The organism is Mycobacterium sp. 050272 (assembly GCF_039023525.1).
Taxonomy (GTDB): domain Bacteria; phylum Actinomycetota; class Actinomycetes; order Mycobacteriales; family Mycobacteriaceae; genus Mycobacterium.
The window spans coordinates 183,107-200,293 of record NZ_JBCHKV010000002.1 but is presented as its reverse complement, the minus strand read 5'-3'; the positions used below and the strand labels follow the sequence as shown (position 1 = coordinate 200,293).

The window sequence follows — 17,187 nt, the reverse complement described above, 5'->3', positions numbered from 1 at the left end:
GAGACCAGAAATGCAGCTCGGAATGATCGGCCTGGGCCGGATGGGCGCCAACATCATCCGTCGTGTCGTCGACGGCGGCCACGAGGGCGTCGTCTACGACCACGACAAGGAAGTCGTCAAGACGCTGGCCAACGAGAAGGGGATGACCGCGGCGTTCTCGGTCGCGGAGCTGGCCGAGAAGATGACCGCCCCACGGGTCGTCTGGGTCATGGTGCCCGCGGGCAACATCACCACGTCGGTGATCGAGGAGCTGGCTGACACTCTCGAGTCCGGGGATATCGTGATCGACGGTGGCAACTCCTACTACCGCGACGACCTCAAGCACTCAAAGCTGTTGGCCGAGAAAGGGATTCACCTCATCGATTGCGGAACCAGCGGTGGAGTCTGGGGCCGGGAGCGTGGTTACTGCCTGATGATCGGCGGTGACGACTACGCCTTCGAGCACGCCGAGCCGCTGTTCAAGACCATCGCGCCCGGGGTCGACGCGGCGCCACGCACGCCGGGCCGCGACGGCGAGGTCGCCCAACCGGAGAAGGGTTACCTGCACTGTGGTCCGTCCGGCGCCGGGCACTTCGTGAAGATGGTGCACAACGGCATCGAGTACGGGATGATGGCTTCGCTCGCCGAGGGGCTCAACATTCTCCGCAATGCCGATATCGGCACGCGTATCGAAAAGGGCGATGCCGAAACCGCGCCGCTGTCCAATCCCGAGTGCTACCAATACAACTTCGACATCGCCGATATCGCCGAGGTGTGGCGCCGGGGCAGCGTCGTCGGTTCCTGGCTGTTGGATCTGACTGCGATCGCGTTGCACGAATCGCCCACGCTGTCGGAGTTTTCCGGACGGGTCTCCGATTCCGGGGAGGGCCGCTGGACCGCGATCGCGGCCATCGACGAGGGCGTGCCCGCGCCGGTGCTCACCACCGCGTTGCAATCCCGCTTCGCGTCACGCAGCCTCGACGACTTCGCCAACAAGGCGCTCTCGGCGATGCGCAAGCAGTTCGGTGGACACGCGGAGAAGCCGGGAGTGGGTGGCTGACGCGGCGGTCGCGCGGGCGGCTGACTAGCCTGTCTAGCCTGTCAGCCGCTTGACGAACTCCACCACGACGTCGCTGAAGGCGTCATTGTCGTCGCCGGCCGCGGTGTGCCCGGCGTCGGACAACTCGACGAACTCCGCACGCGGAACCGTCGCCAGGAAATGCTGGACGCCTTCGGGGCTGACCACGTCGGAGAGCTTGCCGCGGATCAGCAGGACCGGAATCGTGAGATCGGCCGCGGCCTGCTCGAAGTGCTCGGTGCGCAGCTCCGGGTCGTCCCCGGGCGCGGTCATGAACGCCGGATCCCAATGCCAGTACCAGCGTCCGTCGCGCAGCCGCAGGTTCTTCTTCAGCCCTTCGGGACTGCGCGGCTTTTCCCGGTACGGCAGATAGGCGGAGACCGCGTCGGCCGCCTCCTCGAGGGAGCCGAAACCGTGCAGGTTGGTCATCATGAAATCCCGGATGCGGGCGCTGCCGGTCTTCTCGTACCGCGGCACCACGTCGACCAGCACCAATCCGGTCACCTTCGCCGGTCCCGCGCTGTCGGCGACCAGGATGCCGGTCAGTCCGCCCATGCTGGCGCCGATCAGCACCACCGGGCGGCCGATGGCGTCGAGGACGTGCAAGACGTCGGCCATCAGGGTTTCGATCGCGTAGTCCGCGCCGGGCGCCCGGTCGCTGTCGCCGTGTCCGCGGCTGTCCAGCGCGACGACGTGGTAGCCCTCGTCGGCCAGAAACTGGCCGGTGTTCTTCCATGAGAACCGGTTCTGGCCGCCGCCGTGCAGCATCAGGATCGACGGTCGGCCCGTGAGTGCAACGTCCCGGTTCCATTCGTCGGCGACGAGACCAATACCGCCCGTACCTGCGAACTTGACCGTCTGGGGACTGCTGCTCACGGTGCTCATCGATCTGACGTTACATAGTCCGCCGATGATTTCTGCCGATTGGTGGGGTCTATCCATGCGGCGACCGAAGCCGGTAGCCCGACAAAGGAGGAGACACCTATGCCATCGATCACGCCCTCGCTGTGGTTCGACCACAACATGGAGGAGGCGGCGACGTTCTACATCTCGGTGTTCCCGAACTCTCGAATCGAGGAATTCAACCGGAGCACCGACGCTGGCCCCGGTGAGCCCGGCTCGGTGCTGTCGGGCACTTTTGTGCTGGACGGCACCCGTTTCATCGGGATCAACGGCGGACCGCACTTCACGTTCAGCGAGGCGGTGTCCTTCACGATCGAGTGCAAGGACCAGAACGAGGTCGACTACTACTGGGAACGGTTGACCGACGGTGGCGAGGAATCGCAGTGCGGTTGGTGCAAGGACCGCTTCGGCCTGAGTTGGCAGGTCATCCCGAATCGGCTTTACCAGCTGGTGAGCCATCCCGATCCGGCCCGTGCGACGGCCGCGACCCAGGCGATGTATGGCATGCGCAAGATCATCGTCGCCGATCTCGAGCGCGCGGCGGCCGAGGCGTCCGACCAAACGTCCGGGCCGCACTCTCGTTAACCGCAAATTCCGTTGTCGTTCAATAGATTCGATCGACCGCTGTGCAGCCGACGAGATTGCCCGACGTATGGGACTTCCGTCCCTACCGCTCGCCACGTCGACGAGGGATTGTGGAAGAAATTCAACAGCAGACCAAAGCCCAAGGAGGAATCATGACCAATCTGCCTGCACATCCTGAGCAACCTCATTCGTGGCTGCCGGACTGGTCCGAGTTCTGGTCGGATCTGCGCAACGGTGTGCCGTCGGCCTTGCGTCGTGGCAACCTGATCCGGCTCGAGGATGAGACACAAGATGGTCATTACCTGCTGCGTGCCGAACTACCCGGTATTGACCCAGCCAAGGACGTCGACATCACAGTGCGCAATGGGCAGCTGACAATCAAGGCGCAGCGCAGCGAGAAAACTCAGTCCAACGGCCGGTCGGAGTTCTCCTACGGCTCTTTCATGCGATCGATAACCCTGCCGGCCGGTGCGGACGAAGACGACATCAAGGCCAGCTACGACAAGGGCATCTTGACTGTGGACGTGGCCCTGCCCGAACAGACTGCGGCTACCGAGAAGCACATCGCGGTACAACCTGCAGGCTGACCCCGGTGGTGTCCCGAGCCGTCTGAGCGCCGCCGCCGGTGAGTTTCGACGTGCGGTGACCTTTGACCCTAGAAGGCATGAAACCGGCGGCGTAGCAAGGAGATCATGCGTCACGGGACAGACCCAGCCTTAACGGATTTCGTTGTGACAACGCACGGCGAGCTTCCTGGTGCGGCCGAATATGCGCGCAACAAGATCGACAAGCTCGCGCGGCTCATCCCCAGGCCGGTGCTGCATGCCCGGGTCAGGCTGACCAAGCATAGCGATCCGGCCGTGGAGCGAGCCGTCGTCGCCCAGGCCAATCTGGACGTCGACGGCCGGCTCATTCGCGCCCAAGCCCACGGCGTCACCGCGCACGAAGCCGTAGATCGGCTCGAGGCCAGACTCCGGCGCCGGTTGGAACGTGCCGCCCAACACTGGGATGCGCAGCGAGGGTTGGCCAGCGATCCGCACGAGTGGCGCCACGAATCCGAGCCCACGCATCGGGGGAGCTATTTCCCCCGGCCGGCGGCCGAAATCCGCATCATTCGGCGAAAGTCGTTCGCGATGGCACCCTGTACGGTCGACGAGGCGGTCCTCGAAATGGACTTGCTTGACTACGACTTTCACCTTTTTACCGAGAAAGGCACCGGTGCCGTCGCGGTGCTCTATCGCGGTGGAACGACCGGCTATCGCCTAGCGCTTGTGGCACCTGCACTGGCGGACCAACTGAGCCCGTTCGAACTACCCGTGACGATCAGTTCCCAGCCGCCGCCGTGTCTTACCGAAGCGCAAGCAGCCGAGCGCCTCGGACTGCTGGACCTGCCGTTTTTGTTCTTCATCGACGCGGCGCCAGGCCGTGCCTGCGTCTTATATCGCCGCTACGACGGCCATTACGGGTTGATCAGTCCGGCAGGTTAGCGTCCACGCTGTCGCCTGATCCGAAGATATTGTGACAGTGCGGATTTGAACGATATCCAGTAGCGGCTGGTGCACGCTGATTTGTGCACGATACGTTGGTCGGTGCGGGTGATTGCCCGTCAGGTATCCGGTCGGAATTTTGCCGAACAGGGAGTGAAGATGGCGTACCCGAGATGACCGAGCCGCGGTGGATCGACGTGCCGGGGCCGCCCGCGGACCTCAAGGCGCTCACCTGGGGCCCAGCCGACGCTCCGATCGCCTTGTGTCTGCACGGCTTCCCCGACACGGCCTACGGTTGGCGCAAGATGGCACCGCTGCTTGCCGCGGCCGGTTGGCGGGTCGTCGCGCCGTTCATGCGGGGATACGCGCCCTCCTCCATTCCGGATGACGGCAGCTATCACGTGGGCGCGATCATGGACGATGCGCTGCGGGTGCGCGAGGCCGCCGGCGGCACCGACCGCGACGTGGTGATCGGACACGACTGGGGCGCACTTGCTGCCACCGGCCTGGCCGCGATGCCGAACAGCCCGTTCACCAAGGCCGTGATCATGTCGGTGCCGGTCTCGGCCGCCTTCCGCGGCCAGGTCAGCGAGCGCGCCCGGCTGGCGCGCCTGCTGCCGGGGCAGCTGATCCGTAGCTGGTACATGTTCTACTTCCAATTGCCTTTGCTGCCTGAGCGTTCCGCGTCGTGGGTGCTGCCGCGGTTGTGGCGGCGGTGGTCGCCGGGCTATCGCGGTGCCGAGGAGGACCTGCGTCACGTCGATGCCGCGATCGGAACACCGGAAAGCTGGCGGGCAGCGCTGGGGACCTACCGCGCCACGCTGCGCAACACCCGGCCGCCGCAGCGGTACGCCGAACTGAACCAGCTGTGGACCGAGGCGCCGATCCTGCCGTCGCTGTACCTGCATGGCCGCGACGACGGTTGTATGACTCCGGCGTTCGCGCACTGGACCGCAAAGGTGCTGCCCGCCGGCAGCGATGTCGCGATCATCGACCATGCCGGGCATTTTCTGCAGCTTGAACAGCCCGAGAAAATCGCCGAGCGGGTGCTGGCGTTCATCGGCTCACCCGGCTGACGCCGTGGCTGCGCGCCGAATGGCGGCCGTTGATGCGCAGTTCTACTGGATGTCGGCCAAAGTCCCCAGCGACGAGTTCCTGCTCTATGCATTCGACGGCGCACCCGCCGACCTGGGCGGTGCTCTCGAAGAGGTTCGGCGCCGGGCTCGGGCGTGCCCCGAGCTGATGTTGCGGGTCGAGGATGGGTGCTCGCTGACCTATCCACGATGGGTTCCCACCGCGGTGACGCCCGAGCAGGTGGTGCACCACGACCTCGCGGATCACAGTTGGCAGGCTTGCCTGTCGGCGGTGGCCGGTTTCGCCGACAGCCAGCTGGACCTGCGCCGGATGCCCTGGCGGGTCCACGTGTTCACGCCGGTGCTCGGCGTTGCCGGTGTCGAAGGCCCGGGCACGGTGGCGGTCCTGCAGATACCGCATGCGCTGGCCGACGGCGTTCGCGGAGCGGCGCTAGCCGCCTGGCTGTTCGGCCGGGCGGTGCCGGTGCTTGGGGTGCGACGGCCGTCGCCGGGGATTTTCGCGTGGCGAGCCGCCCAGGCGGCGTGGAGCCACCGCGGGCTGGTCCGCGATACGCGGGCGGGTCTGCTGGCACCGGGGGCGGGGACTCGCCCGGCGCTTGCCACCAATGCCCGCCCCGACGGCGTCCGTTCGATGCGCACACTGGTGCGCCATCGCTCGCAGCTGCGCGGGCCCAGCGTCACCGTCGCGGTGCTCGCCGCGGTGTCGACCGCCCTGTCGCGGTTGCTTCCCGAGGCGACCGATACGTTGGGCGCGGAGGTTCCGATGGCCAAATCCGGTGTACCACAGGCGAATAACCATTTCGGCAACGTCCTTGTCGGGCTCTATCCGCAGCTGGAGCTGGATGCACGGTGCGATCGGATCGCCACCGATCTGGCCAACGGCCGGCGCCGATTCGAACATCCGGCGACACGGGCGGGCGACCGGGCGTTCGCGACGGCACCCGCTCCGCTACTGCGTTGGGGCATCTCACGATTCGATGCCGATGCCCGATCCGCGCAGGTGCTGGGCAACACCGTGGTGTCCAGTGTCAACCGCGGGCCCGCCGATCTGCGGTTCGGGGATGCGCGGGTGGTGCTGACGGCCGGCTATCCGGGACTGTCGCCGTCGATGGGTCTGACGCACGGAGTGCACGGCATCGGCGAGACCGTCGCGATCAGCGTCCACGCGGCGGAGTCGGTCTTTCGATTCGGAGATGCCGACGTCGAGGCCTATCTGGAGTTGCTGGACGCCGCGCTGTAGAGGTTACTGCGCGTCACCGGATTTCGCTGCTTGGTCGCGGGTCAGCCCGGCCGCGCCGATCAGCTCCTCGTGCCATTCGAACCACACGGTGTGGTAGGAGTCGATCAGCGGCCGGGTCAGCCAGGTGTTGTCGCCCGCCTTGACTTTGTCCAGTGCCGCAACCAGTTTCACCGAATAGGCAGTCAATCGGGGCACCTGGGCCGCGACCGCTTCGATGATCACCAGCACCCGGGCGTGTATGCCGTCCAAGCGGGCCAACACCGCCGCGTCGTACTCGGCGTCGTCGTGCGCGTTCGGTTTTCCGGCGGGGCCGCCCTTGAGCTGCCAGTCGGTGACGAGGGCTTTGAAATCGGCGTTCACGCTTCGGAAGTCGTCATAGGCGGCGGTCACCGCCGCCTCGTCGATGCCTGCGCGCTCCTGCGCGAGCAGCGTGTCCAGCCGGTCGCGGCCGCTCGCGCTGATTCGCAACATCGCATCACCGACCAGGAAACCCGAGGCGGTCAGCTGTTCGACGGCATCGTCGACGTCTTGGTTCAGCGTGGCACTCAGGTCGGCCGGGCTGACCCGGCCCTTGAGTCGGACCGCTTGCAGCACAGCCAATTCGGTCATCCGGTGGCCTGGCTCGACAATCGCAGCGCGGCCAGCATGACGATCAGCGGGGAGTCTGAAAGCACGTCGGTCTGGCCGCTGTCCAGGGCGGCACGCACCGCGGCGTCGGAGGTGTCAGCCAGCCTGGGATGGTCGCCGCCGGCGTGCGCGCGCAGCGGGCTGATCCGTCGCGCCAGGTCGGTGAGTTCGCGCAGTTCGGGCGTATCGTTCTCCGACCACGAGGCCGGGGCCAGATCGCCTTCGCGCACTTCGCCTTCGTAGCCGTCGACGGTGATCTGCTTGCCGGCCAGCTTCGCCGCTACGCCGTTGCCGCAGCCCACCACCGCCACCCGGCCGAGTTCGCGGCTGACCACCGCCGCATGGCTGGCGGCCCCGCCGATCTCGGTGACGATGCCGTGGGCGGCCAGCATGCCCATCACGTCTTCGGGACGGGTGTGGTCGCGCACCAGGATCACCTGTTCGCCCCGGTCGGCGGCTTCCAGCGCCTCGTCGACCCGGGTGTAGGCCTTGCCCGACACCACGCCCGGGCACGCGGGCAGGCCTTTGGCCAAAAGTGGTGCGGCCAAACGTATTTCTGGTTGCAACGCGGGCAGCAGCAGGGCCTCGACGTGGGCCGGGGTCACCCGGCGCAATGTCTCGGTGGCGTCGATGAGCCCCTCGTGATGCAGCTGCAGCGCCAGTCGCACCGCGGCCTGCGCGGAGCGCTCGGCCGCCCGGGTCTGCAGCAGCCAGAGTTCGCCCTCTTCGACGGTGAACTCGATCTCCTGCACGTCGGACCCGAGCCGCTCCAGGGTGCGGGCGACGTCCATCAACTGCTTGTACACCGCCGGCTGCTCGTCGCGCAGCGCGGTGATCGGTTCGACGTCGACCAGCCCCGAGACAACGTCGTCGCCCTGGCCGCCGGGCAGCCACTCGCCGAACGGTTCGTTGGCGCCGGTGATCGGGTTGCGTGAGAAGCATGCTCCGGCACCGGAATTGCCGCCGAGGTTGCCGAACACCATGGCCTGCACCACCACCGCGGTGCCACCGTGATCGTCGAGGCCGTAGTGGTCGCGGTAGGCAACCGCGCGCGGCGAATTCCACGACGCGAACACCGCCTCGATGCCGGCACGCAGCTGCGCGTACGGGTCGGTCGGAACGGCTCCGCCGACGATGCGCTGATACATGTCGGTGAATCGCAGCCGGGTGTCGTGGGCGAACTTCTCGGTCCCCGATGCCGTCAGCGCCCGCACCACTTCGTCGTTGAGGCCGACGTTGAGGATCGTGTCCATCATGCCGGGCATCGACAGGGTGGCGCCCGAGCGAACACTGACCAGCAGCGGCCGCGGGCCCCGGCCGAACGTCCGGGAGGTTTCGGTCTCCAGCCACTTCATCCGGCGCAGCACGTCGTCCCAGATCGCGTCCAGCGTCGTCGCGGGCTCGGCCAGATACCGCAGGCCCACCTCGGTGGTGATGCAGAACGCGGGAGGCACCGGCAGGCCGTGCCGGCGCATGACCTCGATGCCGTGGCCCTTGTTGCCCAGGATCTTGCGCGGATGGTCCGCGTCGCCGTTCAGCAACACCACGGTGTGGTCGGTGGAGGTGGCCGCATGCCCGATGCGTTCGGGAGTGCTGTTGCCTCGTGCGATACGCGCCGTGGTGCACCCCCTCCTGGCTCGGCTGGTTTCGGCATACGCTCCGAACGCCCGCTATGTTCCCACACGGATCGACCGCCACAGCCGCTCACCGCTGCTGTTATCCGATCCGGCCGATGATCTAGGTTTGCACGTATGACTCCCTACGACGTCGGATTACTGATCCTGCGGCTGGTCCTGGGCGTGACATTGGCCGCGCATGGCTACAACAAGTTCTTCGGCGGCGGCCGCATCCCGGGCACCGCGCGCTGGTTCGAGAGCATCGGCATGAAGCCGGGCAAATTCCACGCCACAGTGGCCGCCACCACCGAAATCGCCGCCGGACTGGGGCTGGCGGCCGGGCTGCTGACGCCGATCCCGGCGGCCGGCTTCGTCGCACTGATGCTGGTGGCGGCCTGGACCGTCCATCGCCACAATGGGTTCTTCATCGTCAAGGAGGGCTGGGAGTACAACCTGGTCCTGGCGCTCAGCGCGGTCGGAGTGGCCACGCTGGGCCCCGGCCGGCTCAGCCTGGATTGGGTGATCTTCGGGATCAACAACCCGCTGATCGGCTGGAACGGCCTGCTGATCTCGGTCGGGCTCGGGCTGGCGGGCGGCCTCGGCCTGTTGCTGATCTTCTACCGTCCGCCGGCCAAGCAAGCCGGTTAGATCCCGAGCGCGCCCGGAAGCTTCTTGCGCTTGGCGTCGTAGAGCGCGGCGTCGGCGGCTGCGTAGAGCGCGGTGATGTCGGCGCCCACACCACTGTGCGATGCGGTGCCGATGCTGGTGCCCGGGGTGTGCAGGCGGACGTCGGCGAGAAATCGATCGGAATTGCCCCGCGCCAGGTTGACGTCGTCGGCGATACACACCGCGAATTCGTCGCCGCCGAGCCTGGCCAGAACGGCATTGCCGGGCGCCAGTTTTCGCCAGCACTGCGCGCGGCTGACCAGATGCTCGTCGCCGGCCAGGTGCCCGTGGGTGTCATTGATCGTCTTGAAGTTGTCGATATCGAGCACGATGACGGTGACGGTGATGGCTGCCGAACGGGACCGGTCCAGCAGGTCGGCGGTGGCGATCTCCCAGCCCGCCCGGTTGAGCAGACGGGTCAGGGGATCGGTGCACGCCGCGGCGACCAGGGCTCGCATCAGCAACCCGAACGACTCGGCGGCACCGACGATCGCGATCACGAAGACGAAGTAGTCGATCACCAGCTTGCGGGCCGGCGCGACCGCGAGAGCCAGGACGCACGCCCCGGTCAGCAGGGCGACCAGCATGGCCCCGCGGCGCGGCGAGTGGAAGGCGCGCAGGTACATCGCCAGGAAGATCGGCGCGATCAGGCAGACGAACTCGGCGATGATCGCGACGTGGAAGGCCATCACGATCGGGGTGGCCGCGATCGCAACGGCGGTGGCCGGCGCGGCTCGGTCGGGACGCACGCCCAACCAGATCAATGCGGCGACGCCGAGGACGATCGCGATGATGCCCCCGGTCGGGTTCGCGTAGGTCAGGCCCTTGCGGATGGGAAAGAGGGTGAACGCCACGCCATAGGCGTAAAGAAAAGTCGTGCCGCCCAAGAAGATTCGCAGCAGCCGAACTTGTTCTCGGGCGTAGAAGCCGCTGCCGGCGCTGGCAGGTAGCCGCAGCCGATATCGCCGAGCGGATCGACGACCGAAAGGGCCTGGGACGTTAACACCCATCCCGTCAACTCTCCTGGTCAAGCCCCCGTGATGCTAACAATCGGCTAATTCTGGCACTGCCGTTGCGGGCGTGCACGTCCGGGATGGCCAGGTCGGCCCGGTGCGCTAGGCGACCGCGGCGGTTTCGGCGGCCGCCACTTCGGCCGCGGCGCGTTCACCGGACCGGATCGCGCCGTCGATCCAGCCGCACATGACCGCCGAGCTCTCGGTCCCGGCCCAGTGGATCCGGCCGCAGGACTCGCGCAGGGTGTAGCCGAATTCGGTCAGCACGCCGGTGGGGGCGTGGCTGATCATCCCGCCGCCGGAATAGCGCTCGAGGCTCCAGTTCTGTAAGTGAAATTCCCGGTGCTCCTTGGCCTTGCTGCCGAACCGATCGACGAGTTCGCCGATCAGGATCTCTTTCTGTTCGGCCTCGTCGAGGGCGGTCAGCTTTCGTGCCGCGGGTCCCTCGGTGATGATGCACATGATGCCCGGGTCCGCGGTGTCGGTGCAGGCGTCGATCGTCAGGGTCGCCGGCGATCCCGGGGACGACGACTGACCCGACAATCCCTCGGTGCGCCAGAACGGCTCGTCGTAGAAGATCGATGTCTTGATCACCGCGCCGCTGGGCATGCGCTGGTGCAGGAATGCGCGATCCACCGGAAGCTGGGGCTCGTAATCGATCGAGTTGGCGATCGCCAGGGGGATCGCGACAATCACGCGGCGCGCCCGCACCGTCATATCGGTCGCGGTGATCGTCACGCCGTCGGCGTCTTGCGCGATCTGCCGGACCGGCTGCGAAAGGCGCAGCGCGTCACCCAATTCGGCCACCATGGGCCGGTAGATGGCGCCCATTCCGCCGACCGGGCGGGCATCCTGGGCGCCGCCCTTCCCGGATATGACGAAAGTGGCGCCGCCGCCGGAGGATCCCATCTGCGTCAGCAACCACAACAGCGACGTCTCCGAGCCCGCCGAGGTGTAGGTGCCGCCCAGCGCCATGTCCAGCATCTCCTGGGCCTGCTTGGACGCGGTGTGCTTATGGATCCATTCGCCGACGCTGATGCGGTCCCACTCCTGGGCTTTCTTGGCTTCCCATGGGGCTTCACGCGGAATCTGTTTGCACATCTCATCGATGGAGGCCAGGCCGATGCCAAGGTTGGCGATCGCCCAGGGGCTCATGGTCCACGGGATGGTGCCGCCGTAGCGATGCTTCTTTCCGTCCACGATCATGATCGCGTCGCCGTCGTTGTGCTGCTTGTATTCCGGCACCCCGAATTCGTCCATCAACGCGTAGATGCGGTCGTGGCCGGGTCCGATCCACGCCCCGCCGCGGTCGACCCACACGCCGTCGTCGCGGGTGACCGTGAAGGTGCGGCCGCCGACGCGGTCGCGGGCTTCCAGCAAGGCCACCGAGTGTCCGGCCTGCTTGAGCCGCAGCGCTGCGGTCAAACCCGCGAAACCGGCCCCGACCACGCAATAATCGACGTCCGCCATGACCGCTCCTCGGTTGCCGAGCCCCCGCTGAGCAGCAAACTACACCGGCCGGATCACGTCAGCGGCCGGTTCGCGCGGAATTCATGTTCACGGCGTCGGGATTATCGGCGGATAGGGCAGATCGGTGCTGGAGTGCGGGTCGACATGTACCGGGTGCCCGAGGTAGGGGAACGCCCGTTGCGGGCAGGCGGGCCGGTCACAGATCTTGCAGCCCGCGCCGATCGGCACGATCGCCCCGGCGCCGGTGAGATCGATACCGACGGAGTAGATCAGTTTCTCGGCGTGCGCCACATCGCAACCGAGCCCGATCGCGAAAGTCTTGTCCGGGCCGAGATAGCGGCTGGGTTCCGTCGACGTGGTCCTGGCGAGCCAGAAATAGGTGCGCCCATCGGGCATTTGTGCGATCTGAGTCATGAACTGGCCGGGACGCGAAAAGGCGTGGTGAACCACCCACAGCGGGCAGTTGCCGCCCACGCGTGAGAAGTGAAAAGCGGTGGCGGACTGACGTTTTGAGATGTTTCCCGCACTGTCGGTCCGGACGAAGATGAACGGGACACCCCGGGCGCTCGGACGTTGCAGCGTGGACAGCCGGTGACAGACGGTTTCGAACCCCACCTCGAAACGTCTTGCCAGCTGGTCGATGTCGTAACGCATGGCCTCGGCGGCCGCGAGGAATCGCTGGTACGGCAACAACAATGCGCCGGCGAAGTAGTTGGCCAGCCCGATGCGCGCCACCCCCCGCGCATCGTCGCTGAGCTGGTCGTCGGTGTCGATGAGCTGTGTGATCAGCTCGGACTGGGTGAGCAATGCAATCTGGGTTGCCAACTGGAAGGCGCGTTGGCCCGGATGCAGCCACCGGGCCAGATACAAGGTCTTCGACTCGGGGCGGAACAGGCGTTTCGAGTTGGGCGTCAAGACCTGACCATCGTCGATGACCACGGTCACGCCGAGCTGGTCGCGAACGAACTCCGCCAGCTGGCCGTCGAGTCCGCCTGTCTGCAAAAGGTTTTGGTTGAACAGGCGCTCGGCCGCGACGTCGAGATCCCCGATGTAGTTCTTGCGGTCGTAGAAGAAGTCCCGGACTTCTTCGAAGGGCATCGGCTGCGAGGGTACCGCGGATGTCTCGGCGCTGGCCCGGCTGTGCAGCGCCTCCAGGTCGGTTGTCGCGTCGTGCAGACGTCGCTGCAGATTGACCAGCGCCTGGCCGACCTCCGGCATGCGGGCGACGAGCTCCTCGATTTGGCCGGACGTCGCGGGCCCCTCGGCGAAGATCTCGCGCAGGTCCGCGACCAGCCGGGCATCGGACTCGGGCGCGAAGTACTGATTCGGCAAGTCGAATCGCTCGGTAAGCGTCAGCAGCACCGAGACCGTGATCGGGCGCTGGTCGTTTTCCAGCTGGTTGACGTAACTGGTCGACAATCCGAGGGCACGCGCCAGCGCGACCTGAGTCAGTCCCTGCTCCTCGCGCAACCGGCGTAGCCGCGCACCCGCGAACGTCTTCGCCACCTACAACAGGGTACGCGCACCGCCTTTCGCAGAATTCGCAAAATCGCCTGGGCCGGGACGCAAAATTACGCTCTTTTAGGGGATTTACCGCGTTTCTTCGGCTGCGTACTGTGCGATTTATGCGCATCCACGACGTGCGAACCCGGCGTAGCGCCGACGACTTCCCCCGCCGCGAGCACCTGGCTTTCAAGATTGCCGAGGTCGCGGCGGACCCGGTCGCGGTGCCCGCGGAGACCGCGGAGATGATCATCAACCGCATCATCGACAACGCCGGCGTCAGCGCCGCCTCGGTGATCCGCCGGCCGGTGACCACCGCGCGGGCCCAGGCGCTGGCGCATCCGGTGCAGCGTGGGGCGCGGGTCTTCGGCGTACCGGGCGCCTATTCCACCGAGTGGGCGGCCTGGGCCAACGCCGTCGCGGTGCGCGAGCTGGACTTCCACGACACGTTCTTGGCCGCGGACTACTCCCATCCCGGCGACAACATTGCGCCGCTCGTTGCCGTGGCTCAGCAGCTCGATGTGCGGGGTGCCGACCTGATCCGCGGTGTGGCCACCGCCTACGAGATCCAGATCGACCTGGTCAAGGGAATCTGCTTGCACGAGCACAAGATCGACCACGTCGCGCATCTGGGTCCGGCGGTGGCCGCGGGGATCGGGACGATGCTGCGGCTGGACACCGAGACCATCTATCAGGCGGTCGGGCAAGCGCTGCACCTGAGCACGGCCACCCGTCAATCGCGCAAGGGCCTGATCTCCAGTTGGAAAGCGTTCGCGCCGGCGTTCGCCGGAAAGGTCGCCATCGAGGCCGTCGACCGCGCGATGCGTGGGGAGGGCGCCCCGGCGCCCATCTGGGAAGGCGAGGACGGCGTGATCGCCTGGCTGCTGGGCGGTCCCGGCCACACCTACCAGGTGCCGCTGCCGGCACCGGGTGAAGCCAAGCGCGCGATTCTGGACAGCTACACCAAGGAGCACTCCGCGGAGTACCAGAGCCAGGCGCCGATCGACCTGGCGCGCCGGCTGCGTGACCGAGTCGGCGATCTCGAGCAGGTCGCGACGATCGTGCTGCACACCAGCCACCACACCCACTATGTGATCGGTACCGGCTCGGGTGACCCGCAGAAGTTCGATCCGGACGCCTCCCGGGAGACACTGGATCATTCGCTGCCCTACATCTTCGCGGTCGCGCTGCAGGACGGCAGTTGGCACCACGAGCGCTCGTATGCTCCGGAGCGGGCCCACCGGCCCGACACCGTCGAACTGTGGCACAAGATTTCCACCGTCGAGGATCCGCAGTGGACACGTCGCTACCACTCGAACGACCCGGCCGAGAAGGCTTTTGGGGCTCGCGCGGAGGTGACGCTGAAGAGCGGGGAGGTGATCTGCGATGAATTGGCGGTGGCCGATGCCCATCCGCTGGGCGCCCGGCCGTTCGCGCGCGAGCAGTATGTCCGCAAGTTCACCGAGCTCGCCGACGACGTCGTGGAACCCGCTGAGCAGCAACGGTTCTTGTCCGCCGTCGACTCGCTGGCCGATCTTAAGGGCGGCGCGCTGGGGGCGCTGAATGTGGTAGTGGACCCGCGGGTGCTGGACAAGGCGCCGGTGATTGCGTCGGGGATCTTCCGATGAGGGTGGCCGGCTCGCCGTCCAGTGCCGTCGACAAACGCGTCGCATTGCGCGCGGGCCTGGAAAGTGGCCGGCTGCAGCGACTTCCGGGCGCCTTCTCGCCGCTGGTGGCCAAGGCGGTCGCCGAGGCGGGCTTCGAAGGTGTGTACGCCTCCGGTGCCGCGCTGGCGGCCGATCTCGGGTTGCCGGACATCGGCCTGACGACGCTGACCGAAGTCGCGGGCCGGGGCGCACAGATCGCCGCCGCCGTCAACCTGCCGACGCTGATCGACGCGGACACCGGATTCGGCGCTCCGCTGAACGCCGCGCGCACGGTGACAGTCCTGGAAGACGCCGGACTGGCCGGATGTCACCTCGAGGATCAGGTCAACCCGAAGCGTTGCGGCCATCTGGACGGCAAGGCCGTCGTCTCGCCCGCGGACATGGTAAAGCGCTTGCGCGCAGCGGTATCCGCGCGGTGCGACCCCAACTTCGTCATCTGCGCTCGCACCGATGCCGCCGGCATTGAGGGTCTGCGCGCCGCGATCGACCGTGCTCGTGCTTACGCCGACGCCGGCGCGGACATGATCTTCACCGAAGCGCTGACCGAGGTGTCGCAGTTCGAGGCGTTCCGCGCCGCGGTCGATGTTCCGTTGCTGGCCAACATGACCGAATTCCGCAAGTCGCCGCTGCTGAGCGCGCGCCAACTGGCCGACCTCGGCTACAACGTCGTCATCTACCCGGTCACCACATTGCGGCTGGCGATGTTCGCCGTCGAAGTGGGCCTGCGTGAAATCAGTTCTTCGGGAACGCAATTCGATCTGCTGGATCGCATGCAACACCGCAGCCGGCTGTACTCGCTGCTGCGCTATGAGGACTACAACGAATTCGACACCGACACTTACAATTTCAGTCTTGAAGGGAAGCAGCCATGACCGCGCCGACCGCTGACATCAAGAAGGGCCTCGCCGGCGTGGTGGTGGACACCACCGCCATCTCGAAAGTGGTGTCGGAGACCAATTCGCTGACCTATCGCGGATATCCGGTCCAGGATTTGGCCGCCCACTGCAGTTTCGAGCAAGTCGCATTCCTGCTCTGGCGCGGCGAGCTGCCCACCCACGCGGAGCTGGCGCTGTTCAGCCAGCGCGAGCGCGCCAGCCGCCGGCTCGACCGCTCGATGCTGTCGCTGCTGACCAAGCTGCCCGACAATTGCCATCCGATGGACGTGGTACGCACCGCCATCAGCTTTTTGGGTGCCGAGGACCCCGAGGAGGACGACGACTCGGCGAACCGGGCCAAGGCGCTGCGCATGCTCGCGGTGTTGCCGACCATCGTCGCGGTGGACATGCGGCGCCGGCGCGGGTTGGCGCCGATCCCGCCGCACAGCGCGCTGGGCTACGCCGAGAACTTCCTGCAGATGTGCTTCGGCGAGGTGCCCGAGCCCGCGGTCGTGCAGGCCTTCGAGCAGTCGATGATCCTCTACGCCGAACACGGTTTCAACGCCTCGACGTTTGCCGCGCGGGTGGTGACGTCGACGCAGTCGGACATCTACAGCGCGGTCACCGGGGCCATCGGTGCGCTCAAGGGTGCGCTGCACGGTGGGGCCAACGAGGCGGTGATGCGCGACATGATCGAGATCGGCGAGCCGGGCAATGCGCGAGAGTGGTTGCGCGGCAAGCTGGCCCGCAAGGAGAAGGTCATGGGATTCGGGCACCGGGTCTACAAGAACGGTGACTCCCGGGTGCCGACGATGAAGGAGGCGTTGCACCGCGTCGCGGCGACGCGCCCGCACTCTGGTGGACAGCGCTGGCTGGACATATACGACATCCTGGAAGCCGAGATGTTCGACGCCACCGCCATCTTGCCCAATCTCGACTTCCCGACCGGCCCGGCGTACTACCTGATGGGATTCGACATCGCGTGCTTCACGCCGATCTTCGTGATGAGCAGGATCACCGGGTGGACCGCTCACATCATGGAGCAGGCCGCGTCGAACTCGCTGATCCGCCCTTTGAGCGCGTACTCGGGACGCGAGCAGCGGACACTGGCGCAACGGTGAGCGCCTAGTCCGTCGGCCCGCCATACTGCCAGACCAGGCTGTGGTCGCCGGTCATGGTCGGGTTGCACCACATCGTCCGGCCGTTGGCGTCCTGCGTGGTGGAGTGCAACACCGTGCACGAATCACCGGGTGCGGGGGCCTGACCGTAAGCGATGCCGACGCCGAGCGCGGCGGCCAGCACGCTCGCCAGCGCCGCGGCCGATATCAGTGACCGAAGTCTGCTCATGATGGACATCTCCTAAGCAGGTGCCAAGCCATCACGC

The 17,187-nt window shown here is 66.6% G+C and carries 17 protein-coding genes; 10 read left to right on the top strand and 7 right to left on the bottom strand.

Translation table 11 applies throughout. The annotated features are described in order from the left end of the window. Positions 1–10 precede the first annotated feature (10 nt). Entirely contained in the window at positions 11–1,039 is a 1,029-nt protein-coding gene (gene gnd, locus AAHS21_RS05680) for a phosphogluconate dehydrogenase (NAD(+)-dependent, decarboxylating) (RefSeq protein WP_342926731.1), read from the top strand. A 33-nt stretch (positions 1,040–1,072) separates the two neighbouring features. Here gnd and AAHS21_RS05675 read toward each other — a convergent pair whose 3' ends face one another. Then, positions 1,073–1,942, bottom strand: coding sequence for an alpha/beta hydrolase (locus AAHS21_RS05675; RefSeq protein WP_342926730.1), 870 nt, complete (start codon positions 1,940–1,942; stop codon positions 1,073–1,075). 99 nt (positions 1,943–2,041) lie between these two features. Between AAHS21_RS05675 and AAHS21_RS05670 the strand changes: the two genes are divergently transcribed. From AAHS21_RS05670 to AAHS21_RS05650, 5 genes are all read left to right on the top strand, one after another. Continuing rightward, a complete protein-coding gene (locus tag AAHS21_RS05670; RefSeq protein ID WP_342926729.1) occupies positions 2,042–2,545 on the top strand; it encodes a VOC family protein in 504 nt (167 codons plus the stop codon). A 152-nt stretch (positions 2,546–2,697) separates the two neighbouring features. Further along, positions 2,698–3,132 carry an Hsp20/alpha crystallin family protein gene (locus AAHS21_RS05665; RefSeq protein ID WP_342927091.1) on the top strand — a complete coding sequence of 145 codons (435 nt, stop codon included), beginning with the start codon at positions 2,698–2,700 and terminating at the stop codon, positions 3,130–3,132. Positions 3,133–3,237: 105 nt separating this feature from the next. Then, a complete protein-coding gene (locus tag AAHS21_RS05660) occupies positions 3,238–4,032 on the top strand; it encodes a sigma 54 modulation/S30EA ribosomal C-terminal domain-containing protein (RefSeq protein ID WP_342926728.1) in 795 nt (264 codons plus the stop codon). Positions 4,033–4,205: 173 nt separating this feature from the next. Next, on the top strand, positions 4,206–5,108 hold the full coding sequence (locus AAHS21_RS05655) for an alpha/beta fold hydrolase (RefSeq protein WP_342926727.1): 903 nt from the start codon (positions 4,206–4,208) through the stop codon (positions 5,106–5,108). 4 nt (positions 5,109–5,112) lie between these two features. Further along, the gene (locus AAHS21_RS05650; RefSeq protein ID WP_342926726.1) at positions 5,113–6,366 is read left to right on the top strand and encodes a DUF1298 domain-containing protein; all 1,254 of its coding nucleotides are present in this window, start codon (positions 5,113–5,115) and stop codon (positions 6,364–6,366) included. A gap of 3 nt (positions 6,367–6,369) precedes the next feature. On the opposite strand, the gene AAHS21_RS05645 is transcribed toward AAHS21_RS05650, so the two are convergent. Then, positions 6,370–6,975 (bottom strand): MarR family transcriptional regulator, encoded by a 606-nt coding sequence (locus tag AAHS21_RS05645; RefSeq protein ID WP_342926725.1) that lies wholly within the window; start codon positions 6,973–6,975, stop codon positions 6,370–6,372. Further along, the gene (locus tag AAHS21_RS05640; RefSeq protein WP_342927090.1) at positions 6,972–8,573 is read right to left on the bottom strand and encodes a pyruvate, phosphate dikinase; all 1,602 of its coding nucleotides are present in this window, start codon (positions 8,571–8,573) and stop codon (positions 6,972–6,974) included. Before AAHS21_RS05640 ends, AAHS21_RS05645 begins: the two co-directional genes overlap by 4 nt. 171 nt (positions 8,574–8,744) lie before the next feature. Between AAHS21_RS05640 and AAHS21_RS05635 the strand changes: the two genes are divergently transcribed. Then, positions 8,745–9,257: a DoxX family protein gene (locus tag AAHS21_RS05635; RefSeq protein ID WP_342926724.1), complete on the top strand. Its 513-nt coding sequence runs from the start codon at positions 8,745–8,747 to the stop codon at positions 9,255–9,257. On the opposite strand, the gene AAHS21_RS05630 is transcribed toward AAHS21_RS05635, so the two are convergent. The 3 genes from AAHS21_RS05630 to AAHS21_RS05620 form a co-directional block, all read right to left on the bottom strand. Continuing rightward, complete coding sequence (locus AAHS21_RS05630) at positions 9,254–10,231, bottom strand: GGDEF domain-containing protein (protein WP_342927089.1); 978 nt, start codon at positions 10,229–10,231, stop codon at positions 9,254–9,256. The genes AAHS21_RS05635 and AAHS21_RS05630 overlap by 4 nt on opposite strands. 159 nt (positions 10,232–10,390) lie before the next feature. Beyond that, on the bottom strand, positions 10,391–11,758 hold the full coding sequence (locus tag AAHS21_RS05625; protein WP_342926723.1) for an FAD-dependent oxidoreductase: 1,368 nt from the start codon (positions 11,756–11,758) through the stop codon (positions 10,391–10,393). A gap of 87 nt (positions 11,759–11,845) precedes the next feature. Beyond that, positions 11,846–13,264: a short-chain fatty acyl-CoA regulator family protein gene (locus AAHS21_RS05620; RefSeq protein WP_342926722.1), complete on the bottom strand. Its 1,419-nt coding sequence runs from the start codon at positions 13,262–13,264 to the stop codon at positions 11,846–11,848. 119 nt (positions 13,265–13,383) lie between these two features. Between AAHS21_RS05620 and prpD the strand changes: the two genes are divergently transcribed. The 3 genes from prpD to AAHS21_RS05605 are packed head-to-tail and all read left to right on the top strand — an operon-like array spanning position 13,384 to position 16,924. Beyond that, positions 13,384–14,889 carry a 2-methylcitrate dehydratase PrpD gene (gene prpD / locus AAHS21_RS05615; RefSeq protein WP_342926721.1) on the top strand — a complete coding sequence of 502 codons (1,506 nt, stop codon included), beginning with the start codon at positions 13,384–13,386 and terminating at the stop codon, positions 14,887–14,889. Then, positions 14,886–15,800, top strand: a complete 915-nt coding sequence (prpB, locus tag AAHS21_RS05610; RefSeq protein ID WP_342926720.1) for a methylisocitrate lyase — start codon at positions 14,886–14,888, stop codon at positions 15,798–15,800. The genes prpD and prpB overlap by 4 nt, the downstream gene beginning before the upstream one ends. Then, entirely contained in the window at positions 15,797–16,924 is a 1,128-nt protein-coding gene (locus tag AAHS21_RS05605) for a bifunctional 2-methylcitrate synthase/citrate synthase (RefSeq protein WP_342926719.1), read from the top strand. Before prpB ends, AAHS21_RS05605 begins: the two co-directional genes overlap by 4 nt. Positions 16,925–16,928: 4 nt before the next feature. On the opposite strand, the gene AAHS21_RS05600 is transcribed toward AAHS21_RS05605, so the two are convergent. After that, entirely contained in the window at positions 16,929–17,150 is a 222-nt protein-coding gene (locus AAHS21_RS05600; RefSeq protein ID WP_342926718.1) for a hypothetical protein, read from the bottom strand. Between the last annotated feature and the right edge of the window lie 37 nt (positions 17,151–17,187).

Coding starts and splice junctions, on each gene's coding strand:
- gnd (WP_342926731.1), top strand. CDS start 11: ATGCAGCTCGGAATGATCGGCCTGGGCCGGATGGGCGCCAACATCATC.
- AAHS21_RS05675 (WP_342926730.1), bottom strand. CDS start 1,942: ATGAGCACCGTGAGCAGCAGTCCCCAGACGGTCAAGTTCGCAGGTACG.
- AAHS21_RS05670 (WP_342926729.1), top strand. CDS start 2,042: ATGCCATCGATCACGCCCTCGCTGTGGTTCGACCACAACATGGAGGAG.
- AAHS21_RS05665 (WP_342927091.1), top strand. CDS start 2,698: ATGACCAATCTGCCTGCACATCCTGAGCAACCTCATTCGTGGCTGCCG.
- AAHS21_RS05660 (WP_342926728.1), top strand. CDS start 3,238: ATGCGTCACGGGACAGACCCAGCCTTAACGGATTTCGTTGTGACAACG.
- AAHS21_RS05655 (WP_342926727.1), top strand. CDS start 4,206: ATGACCGAGCCGCGGTGGATCGACGTGCCGGGGCCGCCCGCGGACCTC.
- AAHS21_RS05645 (WP_342926725.1), bottom strand. CDS start 6,975: ATGACCGAATTGGCTGTGCTGCAAGCGGTCCGACTCAAGGGCCGGGTC.
- AAHS21_RS05635 (WP_342926724.1), top strand. CDS start 8,745: ATGACTCCCTACGACGTCGGATTACTGATCCTGCGGCTGGTCCTGGGC.
- AAHS21_RS05625 (WP_342926723.1), bottom strand. CDS start 11,758: ATGGCGGACGTCGATTATTGCGTGGTCGGGGCCGGTTTCGCGGGTTTG.
- prpD (WP_342926721.1), top strand. CDS start 13,384: ATGCGCATCCACGACGTGCGAACCCGGCGTAGCGCCGACGACTTCCCC.
- prpB (WP_342926720.1), top strand. CDS start 14,886: ATGAGGGTGGCCGGCTCGCCGTCCAGTGCCGTCGACAAACGCGTCGCA.
- AAHS21_RS05605 (WP_342926719.1), top strand. CDS start 15,797: ATGACCGCGCCGACCGCTGACATCAAGAAGGGCCTCGCCGGCGTGGTG.
- AAHS21_RS05600 (WP_342926718.1), bottom strand. CDS start 17,150: ATGAGCAGACTTCGGTCACTGATATCGGCCGCGGCGCTGGCGAGCGTG.